The following is a 16,947-nucleotide window of genomic DNA, read 5'->3' on the forward strand; positions in this document are numbered from 1 at the left end:
ATCACGTGTCTGTTTACACGCACGGCGGCGACCTCGCCGCCTACGTCATCGCGGCGGGCGAGGGGGACGCGCTCTTGCTGGGCGCGGGTGCCGAGCTGGACGTCTGGAATGCCCGCACCGGGGGCGAGCAGATCACCGACCTGACCGACGCGGACGGTGTCCCGCTCCCGAAAATTGTCGCGTCGGACGGTACTGACGGTTTCGAGGCGGGACAGATTCCGCCCTATAAGGCCCCGCTTCCGGCGGTATGGCTGGGCGAGGCTGGGAACCCTGCCGCATCCCGGGTCATGTCCATCACCGTCGACACGCCGGACATGATCACGGACGCGCTTGAGCGGGCCGCCGCAGCTCAGACCGCCGCTGTCGCAGCCGCCGCGTACGCCGCCGAGCTGGCCGCGTCGTCGTCGGTCAGCGGGCACGAACAGAAGGCAGACCCCCACCCGCAGTACGCCACCGACGCCCGGGGCGACGCGCGGTGGCTGGTCGGGAAGCCGGCCCCTCATGGTCCGCTGTCCGAGCCGCTATGGGTTCACCGCTTGACGTCGCAGCCGGCGACCAGCTCGGCCGATACCGCGCAGTGGTACGTCACGCATAACGGCGTCGAATATCTGCTGTGGTGGTGGAATGAGCGTGGGTACCCCCGGTACGAGCAGAAGCCCGGCGCGTTGTACGAAAACCTCGTTGTGGCTATCGGCGCGTACAACGGCACCGGTTACCCGATTTTGGTCGAGCGCCGGGAATCGAACGGCACCACACGGACGCAGGTGGGCGGTTTCGATAAGGATGGCCGGCAACTTCTGAGCCTTCATCCGTGGACCGCGCTCGCCGCGATCGACCCGAACGGCCTCGGCCGGTACACGCAGTCGCCGAGCGGCGAAACCCTCGGCGCGCGGTGGGACGCGAACGACACGGTAAGGCTACGCGGCCGGCTGCGCGCGAGTTCTTCGACGGTTTCCGGCGACGTGATGGCGACCCTTCCGGCGGGTTTCGCCCCGTCCCACGATCGGATGCTGGTCGTCCCCGTGAGTAACGGCGCGGCGACGGCTATCGAAATCATGTCCACGGGCGCGATCGTATGCCGCCGGGCGAACACCGGACCCCCGTTCGATATTTCATTGGACGATCTCACGTTCACCACCTGACCCCGCCTGAAAGGGACGCTCCATTTCTGGGGCGTCCCTTTCGCGTGCCCGAAAGGAGCCCGCGTGAGTTCGGCACCGAACAACCTGAAGGCCGTCCGGACCCTTCTTCTCAACGCCTTCGAGCCCTACGGGCTTAGCCCGCTGTCCGTCGGAATCGTCGGCGACGAGGACCACGACGGCGGTTACCACTGCGGGTCCGATCGGACGGTCCGCAACGATTACAGCGTGGTCGAGTCGCCCCGTGACCGCGCCGGCCTGACCCGCGACGCCGCCGCCGTGGATATCGGCATGTTCTCCTACGGCGCTCACAATCTGCGGACATTCTCGCTGTGGCTGGTCGGCGAATGCGCGAAGGGTGCGCCGGACACTCTCGACATTCGCGAGGTCATTTACTCGCCGGATGGGAAGACCGTCAAGCGGTGGGACCGCCTGAAGCGCCGCAGCTCGGGCGACCGCTCGCATCTGACCCACACGCACATTTCATTCTTCCGCGACGCGATCAGGGCGGGCCGTGACCTGACGCCGCTCTTCCGCCGGTACGTCGCGACCGTCGGCCGTTTGGAGGCTGCATTGTTCTGCGCATTCGGCGATAAGGGCGAGCACGTCAAGTACCTGCAATACCGCCTGCACAACCTGGGCTTCGACGTCGGCACTGTGGACGGTAGCTACGGGGCGAAGACCGCGTCGGCGCTGGCCGCCGCAGTGCGGGCCCACAACGGACGGGCGACCGACGGGAAGCGCTTCGGCGCGGCCGAGGCGATCTACCTCGACGTTCTGTGGAGCCGCCGGTACGGCCAGGGGGCGCAGGGCCCGGCAGGGCCGCAGGGCCCCGAGGGGCCCGCCGGACCGCAGGGCCCGAAGGGTGATCCGGGCCCGCCCGGCGGCCTCACGCTGGCGGACGTCCTGGGCGAGCTGTCCGCCCGTCTGGCGGGGTGACCGTGTCTGTTCACGTGACCGCCTCGCCCGACGGGATGCCGTCCGACGGGACCGCGTCGATGCTGATCATCCTCGCCCGGCTGGAAGGGAAGGTCGACGTCGTCACCGCCCAGCACGGCGCGCAGCTCGGCGAGCACGCCCGCCGCCTGGACGACGTCGAGCTTCGCCTTCGGGCGCAGGAGTCCCGCCCGCCGACCCCGCCCGAGACTGACGCCCGCCTTCGCGCGGTCGAGTCCCGCCCGGTCGTCACGCCCCGCGCCATGTGGGCGGGCGTGGGCACGCTGGGCGCGCTGATCATCGGCGCGGTGGGCGTGCTCGACAAGCTGATCAACTGACCGCCGGGCGTCCGCCCGTCCTCGCCCGCCCCGCCCGAAAGGACCGCCCGTGAACCGTCAGCCCCTCATGAACCGCGCCCTGATCACGTCAGGGCTCGCCCTCGTGTACGTCATCCTCGCCCGGTTCGGGATCGAGGTCCCGCCCGACGTCCGGGCGGCTGTCGCCGACTTCGCCCTTGTCGCCGCCCCGCTCGCCGTGGCGTACTGGTCGCTTCGCCACACCACGCCCGCCGCCGACCCGCAGGACGCCAACGGGTCGCCGCTGGTTCCGGCCGAAGCCGCAGGTCACGCGGCCGACGGCGGGGCCGGGGCGGGGTCTTACTCGCCCGAGGCGGACGAGCACACCCCCCGGCACGCCGCCTGACGCCCGCCCCGTACCGCCCACGCCCCGCCCGCCGGCACTGTCCGGTTGGGCGGGGCGTTTTGGCGTTTCCGGGGCGGGACGCCCGGGGTCGCCGGGGCGTCGCCCGGGTCGTGGCGGGCGGTCGCCCGGGGTCGCCCGAGCCCGCCGGGCGGGTGGGCGGGACCGTCGGGCGTGGCCGGTCGGGGCTCGCCCGACAGTCGCCCTGCGGTCGCCCGGGGCCGTGGGCGAGACGCCCGATCTGGCGAGCGCTAACCACCGCGGTCTTGATCATGAACACCCCGCCGGCCCCTGGCGCATAGGGATTCCGTCCAATCCCAGCGACGAGGAGGCCCCGAGTGGCACCCAGCTATCGAGACGTCTACAGCTCACCGTGGGACCGTGACCCGGTGACCCGCCGGCCGATTGTCCCGGCGGAACGCGTCACGCCCGCAGACCAGCCCCCGCCGTTCCGGATGGGCGAGCGCGCTCGGCTGCGTGACGACCTCGGCGGGGGCGTGGTGCAGATCATCGATCACTACTACCGCACCGACCTGTTTCAGGTCCGCCCCGAGTCCGGGAAGCCCGACTTCGTCGTCAGCGCCCACGCCCTGACGCGCCTCGCGCCGACGTGGCGGCCCGGGGACGTGGTCGTCGTGGAGTTCCCCCGGCGGGGGGCTGAGCCGGCTACGTACACGTACGTCCGGGGCCGCGAGTCCTGGCCGACCGACGCCGACCGCCCGGCGAAGACGGACGAATGGATGACGGCGCAGTACCTCGCCGGTCGCGCGAAGCCGGTCCTTCAGTCTGGCGGGAAGCCGTTCGACGGGGGCCGGCTGTGAGGGGCCCCATGGACGGCTGCGAGGTGTACGTGATGGCGGACGAGACGGTCGTGAAGACCGAACATCTCCGCATCCTTTTCGACGCCCTGTGTCACTCGCTGGACTTCGGCTCGGGCTTCCTCGACACCGAGGAGGTCAACGCCCTTCGCGCCATCGCGGGCTACCTGGGCGTGAACCCGATGGTCGCGACCCCGAGCGAGTTCGTGACGCAGTACACGCACGACTTCGAGGCGAGCGACGCGCCGACGCGGCCCGGCAAGTGCTGGGCGTCCGGCCCTCGCTACGGGCAGCCCGAGACCCCCGAGGAGTTCGCCGCCCGCGTGGCTGAGGTCACCGCGAGGTGCCGCTACTGCACCCGCCCCGCCGACGCCGCCCCTCACCCGCAGAAGGAGACCGCGTGACCACCACTGCAACCCGCGACCTCCGGCGGGCCCTGCTCGACGCCGCCACCTTCGGTGAGTCGCACTTCATCACCGCCCCGCCTCCGCTGGTCGGTCTCCTCGGCCGGGCCCGCGCCGGAAAGGACACTGTCGCCGCGCACCTGGTCGAGCGCTACGGCTTCCGGCGCTACGCCTTCGCCGACGCCCTGCGGGAGTGCGCGCTGATCGCGAATCCGATCGTGACCCCTGTGGACACGGTCGGCGGATCGGTCCGCCTGGCGGACGTGGTCGCGGCGGTCGGCTGGGAGGGGGCGAAGGCGCACCGCGAGGTGCGCCGGACGCTGCAACAGCTCGGCGTCGGGGTCCGACACCTTCAGCCCGATTTCTGGGTCCGGGTCGTGATGGACGAGGTCGAGCACCGGACTGGCCCGGTCGCCATCACGGACGTGCGCTTCCCGAACGAGGCCGAGGCGATCCGGACCGCTGGCGGGGTGCTGGTCAGGGTCGTTCGCCCTGGTCAGGACGAGTCCGACCAGCACGTGAGCGAGGTCGCGCTGAAGGACTGGCCGGTCGACCACACCCTGATGAACGACGACGACCTTCACGCTCTGCTAAACAAGGTTGACACGCTGAGAGCAGCCCTGTAACGAAGGTCACCCTAACCTGCACACCCTAGGCCCCTGTCGACGGTCGGCATACGCTGATCGCCGGCAGGGGCCTTTCGTCGTTCGGGGGTCAGGACGATCGGCCCCGCCCCCTTAACAAGAACTTAAGAGAGACGCGACAGCGCGAAGCGTTGAGCGTTCACTAGGCTGTCGGAGGGTTTCCCCACCGACGACAGGATGAGGGCATGATGGCGACAGCTACCCGCGACGAGCTGGCCGCTGCGCTCGTGAGAGCGCTACGCGCTTTACGCCGAGGCGAAGTGAGCCGCGAGAGGAAAACTCAGCTCTACCGCGAAGCGGCCGAGGCTACGTTTGCCCTACGAGAGCATTTCGACGTTGGAAAAGACGGGAAGCCCGAGCCCGATTGGTCGGGACGCAGCCGGGAGTACCGGGAGTTTATACGCTCGCTGTACGTCAAAACGGGATACGACCGCGACGACGCCAAAACGGTACAGACTGCGATCCGTTTCCACGTGGGCAACCTTGTCCGCGACCGCCTGTCGCCCGAGGTGGTAGAAGACCTGGGGTTAAAGCCCGAGCACGCTACCGACAGGATGAAGGACTACCGGCGGGTGCGCTCGGCCGTAGTCGCGACTGCTCGCGAGTCCGCGAGCAGCGGAAACCCCGACGCCCTGCGGGCCCTGGCTGCCGCGCACGTCGTGCTGTCGAAGGTGTCGACGGCCGAGGTCGCCGCGCTGAGCGGGCGCGAGCGCGAGCAGGCGCGAGCGGTCCTGGCGCGGCTGAAGGATCACGCGGGGTGGCTGGCCGCCGCCGCCGAGGAGGCGTGACGAAGTGACCGACGTTTCGTCACTTCCGTATTTCTTCTTCTAGCTCTCTCCTCCTCCTCTACAACATCAATAGAGAAGTGACGAAACTACGGTCACTTCGTCACCACGCCCGCCCGGCCCCCGAGCCCGGCGGGCGTTTGCGTTTAAACGCATGAACAGGTAGCCCCTCCCTGGCGCATAGGGCCTATGTCCGCTTTCGCAGGCATAGGAGGCCCACGCGTGACTACGCCCAAAATCAATACCATTAGCCGGGGAGGGTCCCGGTTTTACGTCAATCCGGAGACCGGCGAGAAAGCCCCCGGCGTGACGTCCATTCTCGGTATGTTGCCGAAGCCGTTCCTTCAGCATTGGGCCGCGAAGGTCGTCGCCGAGTACGCGACCGACAACCTCGGCGAGCTGGTCGGCCTGCGGCTGAACGGCGACCGCCAGGGCGTGATCGACTTCCTGAAGGGTGCGCCACGCCGGGACACCGCCCGCGCGGCCGAGACCGGTACCGCTGTGCACGATGCGTTCGAGAAGATCGCGAAGGGCCAGCCGGTCGGCCGGCTGCACCCGGACTACCGGGTGTACGTCGACCACTTCGAGGAGTTCCTGAAGGAGTTCGCGCCTGAGTTCGTCTTCCTCGAAGAGACCGTCTGGTCGGAGACCTGGGACTACGCGGGGTCGTTCGACGCGTACGCCGTGATCGACGGCGAGCGGGTCTTCCTGGACTGGAAGACGACCCGCAGCGGCGTTCACCCCGAGGTCGCGCTTCAGCTCGCCGCGTACCGGCACGCCGACTACATCATCCGCCCGGACGGGTCCCGCGTCCCGCAGCCCTCGTCTACCGCTGGCGGGGTCCTTCACGTCCGGCCCGAGGGCTGGGGCTTCTACCCGGTGCGGACCGACGAGGCTGTCTTCGACGTCTTCACGACGCTGCGGAAGGTCTTCGATTGGGACCGGGCGATGAAGGAGACCGTCGTCGGGGCCCCGATCAACAAGCGGCCCGGGTCGATGCCGGCTCGGCGCACCGCCGCACCCCGGCGGGCCGCCGCGTGACCGCGCTGGACGACCGCGAAGACGTGATCTGGCTGGCGGGCCTCCTCGAAGGCGAAGGGGCCTTCGACCTTCAGCGGGCCCGCTACCCCCGGGTGCGTCTCGCCATGACGGACCGGGACGTCGTCGGCCGCGCCGCGACCCTGTTCGGCTGCTCGGTCCGGCTGTCCCTGAAGCCGGCCCCGCACAAGCCCATGTGGCACGCCGAAGTGCAGGGCCCGGCGGCCGAGGCGGTCATGCGGGCGATCCTGCCGCACATGGGCGCTCGGCGGTCCGAGCGGATCGCGTCGGTCCTCGGCCACGCGCCGACGACGTCGAAGGTCCCGGTCTCGATCAGCCGGCCCCCGGGCCTGCCGCTCGACAAGGGCTGAACACCTTACCCCCTCCTGGCGCATAGGGGCTTTGACACCCCCGGTGCGGCTGATCCCCGCGCCCATCATGGAAGGAGGCCCGTACGTGGGCCTGCGAATCTGGGAGACCGACCCGGAGTCGGAGCCGAAGCCCCGCCAGTCCTTCGCGAAGGACCTGGTCGGCCGCTTCCGCTCGGGCTACCAGGTCAACGACCGCCCGATGAGTCTCGAAAAGTGGCGGGTGACGACCGGGGACCCGGCCGTCGCCGCCGCGATCGTGGACCTGTTCGGGTCCGAGCGCGACTCGAAGCCGCAGGCGTGGGAGACGAAGGGTGAGGACAACCTCGAAGTCTTCACGTCCGCCCCACGCGTGAAGATCATCCTCGACGGTCCGAAGGCGATCCGTCAGGAGATGGTCCTCTGGGGCCGGAACACCGCCATCCGGCGGTGCGACGGCGTGGAACAGATCGGGGTCGACGCCGACGACAAGGCGAAGGGCTCGCCGTGCGAGTGCCCGGCGGGCTACCAGGACCGGAAGGACGCCGCGAAGTCGGGTCGGGGCTGTGCCCCCTCGATCACGACGTACTTCGCCCTGGCGGACGCGCCGGACCTCGGCCGCTTCAAGTTCAACAGCGGGTCGTGGTCGCTCGTGCGCGACATCGTGACCACCGAGAAGGCGCTGACCGAGATCGACGGCCCGGCGCTCGCCTGGCTGGGTCTCGAGGTCGTGGAGTACGAGGTGAAGGCGACCGGCGCGAAGCGGTCCTTCACGAAGCCCGTCATCGACGTCATCGACGTCATCGGGGCCGCCCCGGTCGCCGAGGACGACGAACCGCCCTACTGACCGACCCCGTACGCTAAACGCTTACTGCAAGAGGGGAGGCCGCGTGACTGTCGACTTCGAGGACTTCGAGTGGAGCTGACCGACAACTGAGCTAGTCGAATGGCCTCGGGGCCGGGGTGCACTAAGTCTCCCCCGGCCTCGGGGCCCTCTTCGTTTCTGGGAGGGAAACGTGAGCATCCGACACACCGACCGCGCGCTGACCGGGACCGTCAACGACGGCGAGGTCTCGACCCGCCTCGGATTCCGGCCCGGCGTTCAGATCCGCGCGGCGTCTCTGTACTTCCACCCCCGGACCGCGTCCGGCGCACTGTCCATCACTGACCCGGCGGTCGCCGAGAGCCTGGCCGACGAGCTGCGCCGGGTCGCCGCGTACCTGCGTGGGGAGGACGTCCAGTGAGCGCCCGCGAGCCGTATCTACCGCCTGCCATCTGGCGGGTTGTCGTGTCGGGCCGGTCCGGTTACCAGACCACGCCCGCGAGTCGGAACTACACCCGCGAGACCGAAGCGCGGGGCTACGCCGAGGCGCAGCGCGGGCGGGGCTACGGGGCCCGCCTCTTCCGGACCGAGCCAACCTGGACCGAGGTGACCGAATGAGCAGCACCAAACGTGATTGGGTACCGCCTAACTCGCCCATGTTCCGGGCCGCCGCCTACGACGAGAACGGCCGATGCGTGGCGTCGACCGGCCCCTACGCGACCCGGGGGCCGGCGGCCCGGTCGCGGTCGCGCATCGCCCGGCGCGGCGTTGTCGTCCGGGTCGAGACGTGCCTTCCGGTCTGGGCACCTGTGCCCGGGACGGAGGTCGTGCGGTGAGCCCGGCCGCCCGCGACCGCGCGGCGCTTGCGGCCCTGAGCGCGGCTATGTGGGAGGGCCTGTTAACGGGCATCTCCCAGGGCGGCGACCCCGGGGCCCAGCTACAGGCCGCCCGCCGTCAGGGCCAGATCGTCTGTCCGTTCGACCACGCCATGCTCGACCCGGCCACCCCGGGTGGGGCGTTCGCCCGGTGCCCGCACTGCTGGGCGGCGCTGTGAGCGCCGCGAAGGCGAAGGGGACCCGCTGGGAAACGGCCCTCGTTCGGTTCTTCCGGGCCGCGACGGTGCGGGCCTTCCGCCCGGCTCAGGAGGGTTTCCGGGACACCGGCGACCTTCACGGGCTCGACCCGTTCACCGGCCAGGCGAAGGACTGGACGAGCTGGCAGGCCGCGATCCGGGAAGGGCTCGACGGGGCCGAGAGGCAGCGTGTAAACGCCGGACAAAACTACGGGGTCGCGTTCGTGAAGCGGGCCCGCGCGTCGACCGGGCGCGGGTACGCCGTGATGACGGTCGCGACGTTCGCCCGGGTGTTGCTGCGGCTGCGCCGGGCGGAAGCCCTCCTCGCCGAGCTGGCCGGGCCGTCGGACGTCTTCGCCGAGCACTGCGCCCAGACCGCCCGCGAGCTGACCGCCGACTTCGACGCGCTGGCGAAGTCCCGGACCGAGGAGTGAACACCTAACCCCTTCCTGGCGCATAGGGGCTTTGACCGCCCAGCACCGGGCCCGCATCGAAACCAGGGAGCGAACCGTGAACGAGACCGAGACCACCACCACCGAGACCGCCGCGACCCCGAAGGAGGTCCGGGCCTGGGCGAAGGCGAACGGCCACAACATCGGCGACCGGGGCCGGGTCTCGCAGGCGATCAAGGACGCCTTCACCGCCGCGACCGACCGTCAGGTCGCCTGACCCACCCCGCACCGCAGAGAGCCCCCGGCCACGCGCCGGGGGCTTTTGCATTTCTGGGCCCTGAACACCGCCCGCCCCGCTGGCGCATAGGGCCCGCGTCCATCTCCGACCGAGGAGGGCCGATGCCAACCCCGAAGTACGCCCCGCCCCGCGAGTCCGACGGCCTGAAGCCGTACGTCCTGAAGTACCGGCATTTCACGTTCGAGAGTCACCGCATCGTGTGGGCCGCGACCCTGGCCGCCGCGAAGTGCGAGCACGTCCCGGGCCGCCGGCCCCCGCTGTCCTACTACCACGTTCGCCGCGCCACCCCGGCCGACATGGAGGCTTACGCCCGATGACGCTGACCGAATTCCTCTCCCGCTTCGCCGAGGTAACCGAAGAGGCGGACGGCTGGCTCGTCCCCTGCCCAGCGCACGACGACTCTCGGCCGTCCCTGCGGGTCGCGGTCGGCGAGTCCGGCGCGGTGCTGCTCAAGTGCCGGGCCGGCTGCGCGACGGTCACGGTCGACGCGGACGGCCGGGTACGCCCCGGGGCGGTCCTGCTCGCCCTGGGCATGTCCGTGGCCGAGCTGACCAACATCGACACCACCGACGCCCCCGTTCGGGCGACGTCGACCAGCACCCCGGCCAGCCCTGCGGCGGTCGCGGCGCTGGCCGCACAGCTCGACGCGTGGACCGCCGCGCTGTGGAACGGGTCCGACCCGGCGACCGCCGACGCCGCCTTCACGTACGCCCGCGACCGGTTCGGGCTCGACGTGGACGACATGACGCGCGTCGGCCTGGGCGTCGCCGAGCGGGCCGTGTACGACGAAGAGGGGAAGCTGATCCGGGGCCTGCCCGGCGGGCCCCGTCTCGTCGTGCCATTCCGTGACCGCGACGGCGTCCCGCGTGGCTACCAGGCTCGCGCGCTCGACCCGTCCGCCCGGGTGCGGTGGCTGGGCGCGAAGTCGCCGTCGGGCGAGTCCTGGGCGAAGGTCGGCTTCCTGCCGGGCGAGTCCGGCTGGCCCGAGGTCATCGTGACCGAGGGGCCCGGCGACGGCCTGACCGCGTGCGCGACCGGCTATGACGTCGCGGTCGTCCGGGGTGCGGGCCTGGCCGTCACCGTGGCGGACGAGGTCGCCGAAATGGCCGCCGGTCGTCCGGTCGTGGTCTGCGGCGACGCGGACGCGGCCGGCGACCGGTTCTCGCGTCTGCTCTGCGCCGAGCTGGCGAAGCGTGGCCTCTCGGCCCGGTCGGTTCGGCCGCCGGTCGACGGCGACGACCTGACCGACTGGCGGGCCCGGGGCCCCGAGGTGTTCGCGACGGACTTCATCCGGGCGGTTACCAACTCGCAGGACCCCGGCGGGCTGAAGACCCGGCTCAACGCCTGGACGGATGCCGACCTGACCGAGGTCGCGTCTGCCCGCCGGCTGAAGGATCACTTCGAGGCGGGCGGGTCCGGCGTGAAGTACAGCCCTGAGGCTGGCTTCTTCATCCTGCGCGGCGGCGTGTGGCGTGCGGACAAGCTGGACGAGGTCCGGACGGCCGCCCAGGACGTCGCCGCATCGATCTGGGTCGAATCCGCGGAATTGACCGAGGCACTGAAGGAGGTCCTGAAGGCGGGCGACAAGGAGGAGGCGAAGGAGCTTGCCGCCCGGGTGGGGAAGCTGAAGTCGTTCGCGAAGGCCGCGAACAGCTCGAAGGGCATCGACGCGATGGTCCGCGAGCTGAAGGCGCTACGCGGTGTCGCCGTCGACTTCGAGGACTTCGACCGGCACCATCACCTGCTCGCCGTGCGGAATGGCGTGGTCGACCTGCGGACGGGTCGCCTTCTCCCCCACGACCCGGACCTTCTCCTGACCCGGCGTGTGGACCTGGACTACGACCCCGACGCGGTCTGCCCGCGCTGGGAAGCCTTCCTGCGGGAGGTCTTCCCGTACGACCGGCACGCGGGCCTGCCGGACTACATGCGCCGGCTGGTCGGCTACGGGATCACCGGGGAGACCGGCGAACAGTGCTTCGTCGTCCACCACGGCGGGGGCGCGAACGGGAAGAGCGTTTACACGGACACGCTGACCGAGGTCTTCCGCGAGCTGGTCGTGACCACCCCCTTTTCGACCTTCGAGGAGAAATCGAGCGGCGGCATCCCGAACGACCTCGCCGCGCTGAAGGGTGCCCGGCTGGTCTTCGCCGCCGAGGGTGAGCAGGGCAAGCCGATGGCCGAGGCGGTCCTGAAGCGGGTCACCGGGCGGGACAGCATCTCGGCGCGGTTCATGCGGAAGGAGTTCTTCGAGTTCCGGCCGACGTTCCTCCTTCAGCTCGCTACCAACTTCAAACCGCAGTTCCGGGGCCAGGACGAGGGCCTGTGGCGTCGCGTGAAGCTGGTCCCCTGGGAGCGGTACTTCAAGCCGGAAGAGCGGGATCACAAGCTCGGGGACAAGCTGCTCGCCGAGGCCGCCGGCATCCTCGCCTGGGCGGTCGCCGGGGCGGTCGAGTGGTACCGGGACGGCCTGGGCGACCCGGCCGCGATCGTGGACGCGACGAAGGAGTACCGGGCGACTTCGGACGCACTTACCGGCTTCCTGCCGGGCGTCCTGGTGACCGACCCGGACGGGAAGGTGACCGCCAAGGTCGTATGGGACTCCTACCGCCAGTGGACCGAGGACGAGGCCCTTCCCGGCAAAGAGCGCTGGACCCGGAAGTCGCTCTTCGCCGCGCTCGAAGAGCGGAAGGCGACGAAGAAGCGGTCAAACATCGGGGTGATCTTCGAGGGGCTACGCCTGGCCCGGCCGTCCGACCAGACCGCCGAAGAAAGTTCCGCCGAGGAGAGAACACCTTCGGGCCCGCTGGCGCATAGGGAGAGCGACACCCCGACCGCCGGCCCTTCGCTGGACGACGTCTTCTAGGAGCGACCCATGGAACGCAAGCCGTACCGCGTGTTCGTCGGTGGACCCGACGACTACGAATCCCGTACCGACGTCCTGCTCACCGAGGACGAGGCCGACGTGATCCGTTTCGTCGCCGACCGGCTGAACGACCCGGTGCTGCGCCGGCCACACCTGACGATCGAGGAGGCCGCGTGACCTCGCCGGATGACCTGGCGGCGTACGTCGCTGAAGTGCAACGGCACGCGTTCACCCCACCTGATGACGCCCTGGTAGGGACCTACGCCGGGTCGGACGACCGGGGCCCGGCCGACGACTGCGGCGTCCGAGGCGGGTGCGGGGCCTGCCCCCTGTTCGCCGCGAACGTGTGCGGTGACCCCGCGCCGGACCCGCTCGCTGCGGGCGACTACCCGCGCGGCTGGACCGTCGACCACGTCCGGCCGTTGGCCGAGGCCGGCGACCTGTGCAACCTGGTCCCGTCGCCGTCCGCACCGCGTACCGGCCCGCTCTGCGGGTCGTGTGACGCGGGCCTTCCGATGGGTTGCGCCTGTCCGCCCCCGGCCCGCTTCGAGGTCAACGGCGCGGGTGTCGTGACCGACCGCGCGTCGACCGAATGGGCGTTCCGCGAGTACACCCGTCCGTGGGCCGAGGAGGTCGCCCGTCGGGCCGCCGAGTTCGGGAAGGCGTGGGCGGAGGTCTTCGCCGTCGCCGAGGCCGCCGGGGTGCTGGTCGACCCGGACGCCCCGGACGTCGACCCGGCCGAGCCCCGCCCGGACGGCGCGGGGTGCTGCGGGGGTGGGTGCGGTGGCTGACTTCCTGCTCACTGTCCTGCTACTACTGTCCGCCGTTGCGCTCGGCGCGGTGCTCATGTCGGCGCTGCTGGGCGACGACTGACCCACCCGACCCGCTGAAGGGCCGTCACTCCACACCGGAGCGGCGGCCCTTCAGCCGTACCCGAAAGGAGGCGTCCGAGTGCTGACCCTGACGCATTCCGTCGGCGGGACGACCGTCGGCATTCACTTCCCCGAGCGGGCCGAGGACATGGACGGCTTCCGGGCCTTCCTGGCGGGCGGGGACAAGGTTCTCGCCTTTGACACCGAGGGCACCGGCTTGGACATCTTCAGCCCCGGGCACCGGCTGCGCTTGGCGCAGTTCGGCAACGGGCGCGAGGCGTGGGTCTTGCGGACGGACATGTTCGCCGCCGAGGCCGCCGCCGCGCTGCGGCAGCCCCGGCCGTACGTCATGCACAATGCGCCGTTCGACCTGCTGACCGTCGATCGGCACCTGGGCGTACGGCTCGAAGAGCTGGGCGGGCGCACGTTCGACACGCGCGTCCTGGCTCACCTGCTCGACCCGCGCTCGCCGCAGGAAGGCGGGATCGGGCTCGGCCTGAAGCCGCTCAGCGCGGTCTACGTCGACCCGGACGCCCCGGACACGCAGGACGGCTTGACGGCGGTGTTCCGCTCGCTCGGCCTGACGAAGGCGACCGGCTGGGCGGGTATCCCGATCGATCAGGAAACCTACGTCCGGTACGCGGGGCTCGACGTGATCCTGACTCACCGGCTCTTCCGCGAGCTGGGGCCGATGGTCCGGGACGTCGGGCTCGACCACCTGTCGAAGTTCGAGCATCACCTTCAGGTACTCCTCGCGATCCTTCAGCGTCGCGGGTTCCGGCTGGACGTGCCCTACGTGGAACGGCTGCGCGCGGACTTGCTCGCCGAGGCCGAGGAGTTTAAACGGGTCGCCCGCCGGTACGGCGTCGAGAACGTGAACAGCACCGCCCAGGTCGCCGCCGCGCTGGCCGCGATGGGCGAGACGATGAACGAGCGGACGGCGTCCGGGGCCCCGAAGGTCGACAAGGGGGTGTTGTTGCCGCTGGCGGACCTCTCGCTCGGCTGGGAACGGCTGGACGTCCGGACGCCGAACCCGCTGGCCGACGCGGTGGTCCGCAGCAAGCGGGCCGAGAAGTGGGCGACCGCGTACGCGGAAGCCTTCCTCGATCTGCGCGACGCGGACGACCGGCTTCATCCGATGATCGGGGCGCTTCAGGCCCGGACGGCGCGCATGTCGATCAGCCGGCCCCCGCTTCAGCAACTTCCGTCGTCCGACTGGCGGGTCCGGCGGGCGTTCGTCGCGGACCCGGGGCAAACGATCATCGCGGCCGACTATCAGGCGGTTGAAATGCGGGTTCTCGCCGCGCTGGCGGACGTCAAGAAGATGAAGGAGGCGATCCTAGCCGGCGAGGACCTTCACACCTTCACAGCGCGCTTGGCGCTCGGCGAAGAGGTCTGGGCCTCGCTGACGGGGCCGGAGAAGAAGCGCTTCCGGAAGCTCTTCAAGGGCGCGGGCTTCGGGAAGGTCTACGGCGGCGGGGCTACCACGCTGGCCCGACAGACCGGCTCGACGGTCGAGGCTATGAAGCGGGTTATCGCGCAGTACGACGCGGTTTACCCCGAAATCAAGCGCTACTCCCGCCGGCTGATGGAGCGGGCCGAGTTCGGCCGCCGCGAGGTCGTGACCCCGTCCGGGCGGCATCTGCCGCTCGACCGGGACCGGCTCTACGCGGCGACGAACTACGTCGTCCAGAGCACCGCCCGCGACCTGCTCGCACAGGCGGTCGTGGACATCTTCGCCGCCGGCCTCGGGGACCACCTGCTACTCCCCGTACATGACGAGCTGATCGCCCAGGCCCCGACAGCGGACGCCGAGGAGGTTATCCGGGAGATCGGGCGGGCGATGGAGTCGACCTTCTACGGCGTCCGGATCGAGTCCGACCCGGACGTCTACGGGGCGAGCTGGGGCCACGGCTACGGCTGCGCCGTGAAGGACGGGACTTGCACGGTCCGCACGGACCATCCGAGGAAGCACGGCGTTGCACACGCCTGACGATCTCGAACACATGTACGATTCACCTCCTCACGAAGGGGCGCGACCGTGAAACCGGCTGATCTTGACATCGATCGTGACGTAACTCGCATCGGGGACCTTGTCGACGCGATGCGTGCTGAGCTGGACGCCCTCGCGGCTGTCCTACCTGCGGCTATTGACGCACAGTGGACGACGCCGCCCGTCCCCCGTCCGAGGGAAGACACGGCCGAACGGGTGAAGGGCGAGCGGTCCGAACCGACCGCGTCCGTAGCACTCGATCCGGATCGCTTGCGGCTGCGTGAGCAGGTAGTACGCTCGGCCCGAATACTTGCCGGTGGGAATACCGCGCTGAGGCAAGTACGGGCCGGCGTCGAGAAGGCGTTGACGCCGTGGCAGGAAGAAGGCAACGGGGATGAGCGACGGTAAGCGAGCCTCGCGGGAAGGGGTCCCGTTGGCGGGACTGGCCGGACTGGCTGGTCGCCGCGTCTACCTTCTCGGGTCCGCCGCTGGCACCCCTGCCGAGCGGTCGCGGCGCTTCAGCGCCGTCGCCTGCGCGCTGGCGGGCGCGGGCTTCGACGTCGTTATGCCCGGGTGGACGCACCCCGAGACGCAGAACGCCGACGACCTACTCTCCGTAGTGGACGACGACGTGTCGGCCCTCGCCTCGGCGGACGTGGTCGTCGCGCTTCCCGGGTCCGAGAGCCTTTGGGAGTACACGATGGCGGGGCTGCTCGGGGTGCCGGTCGTACCGTCAGTCGAATGCACTCTTCTTAGGTCAGCCTGACCTAACCAGCGGAAACGAGGCCCCGGGGTGTCCCCTCGGGGCCTCTTCGCGTCTTCCGGGTGGGGCCCCCTCGTCCGTCCAGACAGGACGCTTCCTCGATCAGCTCAGGCCATCCCGCAACTCTTTGCGCTAAACGCTTTGCGCATTAACGTGCTTAACGCGCGGTAACTCGCACACCCGTTCGATTGCTGGCCGGCGCTCACCGGCAGACCTCTCACGCCCTTTGGAGGCATCGTTATGTCCGCTTTCGCTCGTATCGACACCATGTGGGACGCCCCGGTCGAGCACATCGCGACCGCCGCCGAGGAGGTCGAGCTGATCGCCGCCGCCGGGGCCGGCGACGAGGACGCCCTTCTGCGCCTGTTCGCCAGCTACGTCCCGCACCTGTGCCAGGCCGTCGGGGCGTACACGAAGGTGCTCCCGCTGGACGACGCCCGTCAGGCCGCTTTCCTCGGCCTGGTCTCCGCTGTCCGGGCCTTCGACCCGGCGCAGTCCGACCGCCTGGTCAGCGTCATCCGACAGCACGCGCACGCCGAGCTGTCGGCCGCCGCCCAGGCCGCCGGGACCGGCTTCACCGTGCCGAGCCGCACTGTGGAGCGGTTTTTCGGCATCCTGGCGAAGGCCGGGAACGACGTCGCCGAGGCCGCGAAGATCGCCCCCGCGTACGAGATGACGGCGGACACCTTCTACTCCGTCCTCGGCGCGGTGACGGCCGGCGCGTCGCTCGAAACCGCGCTGGAAGCCCGTGGGGACGCCGTCTTCGGGAACGTGGTCGCCCCGCGTGAGATCGCCGACGCCGAGGACCGCGTCCTCGTCGAGTTGGCCTTCCGCGCAGTCGACGACTTCGAGCGGGACGTCTGCCGGTTGGCCTACGGCTTCAGCGACTTTGACCCGGTGCCGGACGCCGAGATCGGCCACCGGCTCGGGAAGTTCTCCCGGCTGAAGATTCAGCGCACGCGGACGCGGGCCCTGGGCAAGATGCGCTCGGCCCTGGGTGCGCTAAACGCTTAGCGCTGAAAGGGGGCGAGGAATTTCTGAACACCTCGCCCCCACCCGGC

General features: G+C 70.3%; 24 protein-coding genes. All 24 read left to right on the plus strand.

Features of this window, described 5'->3' with window-relative positions; genetic code table 11:
- Positions 1-5: 5 nt before the first annotated feature.
- The 24 genes from GA0070618_RS33020 to GA0070618_RS33125 all read left to right on the plus strand — a co-directional run bounded on the left by GA0070618_RS33020 (position 6) and on the right by GA0070618_RS33125 (position 16,900).
- Positions 6-1,142, plus strand: coding sequence for a hypothetical protein (locus GA0070618_RS33020; protein ID WP_088985139.1), 1,137 nt, complete (start codon positions 6-8; stop codon positions 1,140-1,142).
- Positions 1,143-1,205: 63 nt separating this feature from the next.
- Positions 1,206-2,078, plus strand: a complete 873-nt coding sequence (locus tag GA0070618_RS33025; protein ID WP_088985140.1) for a peptidoglycan-binding domain-containing protein — start codon at positions 1,206-1,208, stop codon at positions 2,076-2,078.
- 14 nt (positions 2,079-2,092) lie between these two features.
- A complete protein-coding gene (locus tag GA0070618_RS33030; RefSeq protein WP_088985141.1) occupies positions 2,093-2,413 on the plus strand; it encodes a hypothetical protein in 321 nt (106 codons plus the stop codon).
- A gap of 49 nt (positions 2,414-2,462) precedes the next feature.
- Positions 2,463-2,777, plus strand: coding sequence for a hypothetical protein (locus tag GA0070618_RS33035; RefSeq protein WP_143740498.1), 315 nt, complete (start codon positions 2,463-2,465; stop codon positions 2,775-2,777).
- A gap of 335 nt (positions 2,778-3,112) precedes the next feature.
- Positions 3,113-3,595: a hypothetical protein gene (locus GA0070618_RS33040; RefSeq protein WP_143740496.1), complete on the plus strand. Its 483-nt coding sequence runs from the start codon at positions 3,113-3,115 to the stop codon at positions 3,593-3,595.
- A gap of 32 nt (positions 3,596-3,627) precedes the next feature.
- Complete coding sequence (locus GA0070618_RS33045; RefSeq protein WP_143740494.1) at positions 3,628-3,996, plus strand: hypothetical protein; 369 nt, start codon at positions 3,628-3,630, stop codon at positions 3,994-3,996.
- Positions 3,993-4,622: a deoxynucleotide monophosphate kinase family protein gene (locus GA0070618_RS33050; protein WP_088985145.1), complete on the plus strand. Its 630-nt coding sequence runs from the start codon at positions 3,993-3,995 to the stop codon at positions 4,620-4,622. The genes GA0070618_RS33045 and GA0070618_RS33050 overlap by 4 nt, the downstream gene beginning before the upstream one ends.
- A 203-nt stretch (positions 4,623-4,825) precedes the next feature.
- The gene (locus GA0070618_RS33055) at positions 4,826-5,428 is read left to right on the plus strand and encodes a hypothetical protein (protein ID WP_088985146.1); all 603 of its coding nucleotides are present in this window, start codon (positions 4,826-4,828) and stop codon (positions 5,426-5,428) included.
- Positions 5,429-5,749: 321 nt separating this feature from the next.
- Complete coding sequence (locus GA0070618_RS33060; RefSeq protein ID WP_197701705.1) at positions 5,750-6,466, plus strand: hypothetical protein; 717 nt, start codon at positions 5,750-5,752, stop codon at positions 6,464-6,466.
- Positions 6,463-6,834 (plus strand): hypothetical protein, encoded by a 372-nt coding sequence (locus GA0070618_RS33065; RefSeq protein WP_088985148.1) that lies wholly within the window; start codon positions 6,463-6,465, stop codon positions 6,832-6,834. Before GA0070618_RS33060 ends, GA0070618_RS33065 begins: the two co-directional genes overlap by 4 nt.
- 85 nt (positions 6,835-6,919) lie before the next feature.
- Positions 6,920-7,657 (plus strand): recombination directionality factor, encoded by a 738-nt coding sequence (locus GA0070618_RS33070; RefSeq protein ID WP_088985149.1) that lies wholly within the window; start codon positions 6,920-6,922, stop codon positions 7,655-7,657.
- Between the two features lie 169 nt (positions 7,658-7,826).
- A complete protein-coding gene (locus GA0070618_RS33075; protein ID WP_088985150.1) occupies positions 7,827-8,054 on the plus strand; it encodes a hypothetical protein in 228 nt (75 codons plus the stop codon).
- Entirely contained in the window at positions 8,051-8,251 is a 201-nt protein-coding gene (locus tag GA0070618_RS33805) for a hypothetical protein (RefSeq protein WP_094978022.1), read from the plus strand. The genes GA0070618_RS33075 and GA0070618_RS33805 overlap by 4 nt, the downstream gene beginning before the upstream one ends.
- Before the next feature lie 214 nt (positions 8,252-8,465).
- A complete protein-coding gene (locus tag GA0070618_RS33085; RefSeq protein WP_088985152.1) occupies positions 8,466-8,687 on the plus strand; it encodes a hypothetical protein in 222 nt (73 codons plus the stop codon).
- Positions 8,684-9,139 (plus strand): hypothetical protein, encoded by a 456-nt coding sequence (locus tag GA0070618_RS33090; RefSeq protein ID WP_143740492.1) that lies wholly within the window; start codon positions 8,684-8,686, stop codon positions 9,137-9,139. Before GA0070618_RS33085 ends, GA0070618_RS33090 begins: the two co-directional genes overlap by 4 nt.
- A gap of 76 nt (positions 9,140-9,215) precedes the next feature.
- Positions 9,216-9,374 carry an Lsr2 family DNA-binding protein gene (locus GA0070618_RS33095; RefSeq protein ID WP_197701706.1) on the plus strand — a complete coding sequence of 53 codons (159 nt, stop codon included), beginning with the start codon at positions 9,216-9,218 and terminating at the stop codon, positions 9,372-9,374.
- Positions 9,375-9,496: 122 nt separating this feature from the next.
- Entirely contained in the window at positions 9,497-9,712 is a 216-nt protein-coding gene (locus tag GA0070618_RS33100; protein ID WP_088985155.1) for a hypothetical protein, read from the plus strand.
- Entirely contained in the window at positions 9,709-12,258 is a 2,550-nt protein-coding gene (locus GA0070618_RS33105) for a phage/plasmid primase, P4 family (protein ID WP_088985156.1), read from the plus strand. Before GA0070618_RS33100 ends, GA0070618_RS33105 begins: the two co-directional genes overlap by 4 nt.
- A 9-nt stretch (positions 12,259-12,267) precedes the next feature.
- On the plus strand, positions 12,268-12,435 hold the full coding sequence (locus GA0070618_RS33810) for a hypothetical protein (RefSeq protein WP_157749060.1): 168 nt from the start codon (positions 12,268-12,270) through the stop codon (positions 12,433-12,435).
- Positions 12,432-13,049, plus strand: a complete 618-nt coding sequence (locus tag GA0070618_RS33110; protein ID WP_088985157.1) for a hypothetical protein — start codon at positions 12,432-12,434, stop codon at positions 13,047-13,049. The genes GA0070618_RS33810 and GA0070618_RS33110 overlap by 4 nt, the downstream gene beginning before the upstream one ends.
- 160 nt (positions 13,050-13,209) lie before the next feature.
- On the plus strand, positions 13,210-15,123 hold the full coding sequence (locus tag GA0070618_RS33115; protein WP_197701707.1) for a DNA polymerase: 1,914 nt from the start codon (positions 13,210-13,212) through the stop codon (positions 15,121-15,123).
- Between the two features lie 111 nt (positions 15,124-15,234).
- Positions 15,235-15,531 (plus strand): DUF7169 domain-containing protein, encoded by a 297-nt coding sequence (locus GA0070618_RS35665; RefSeq protein WP_420866293.1) that lies wholly within the window; start codon positions 15,235-15,237, stop codon positions 15,529-15,531.
- Complete coding sequence (locus tag GA0070618_RS33120; RefSeq protein WP_088979777.1) at positions 15,518-15,889, plus strand: DUF4406 domain-containing protein; 372 nt, start codon at positions 15,518-15,520, stop codon at positions 15,887-15,889. Before GA0070618_RS35665 ends, GA0070618_RS33120 begins: the two co-directional genes overlap by 14 nt.
- A 237-nt stretch (positions 15,890-16,126) precedes the next feature.
- Complete coding sequence (locus tag GA0070618_RS33125; RefSeq protein WP_143740490.1) at positions 16,127-16,900, plus strand: hypothetical protein; 774 nt, start codon at positions 16,127-16,129, stop codon at positions 16,898-16,900.
- Positions 16,901-16,947 lie beyond the last annotated feature (47 nt).

The organism is Micromonospora echinospora, from assembly GCF_900091495.1.
Classification (GTDB): Bacteria; Actinomycetota; Actinomycetes; order Mycobacteriales; family Micromonosporaceae; genus Micromonospora; species Micromonospora echinospora.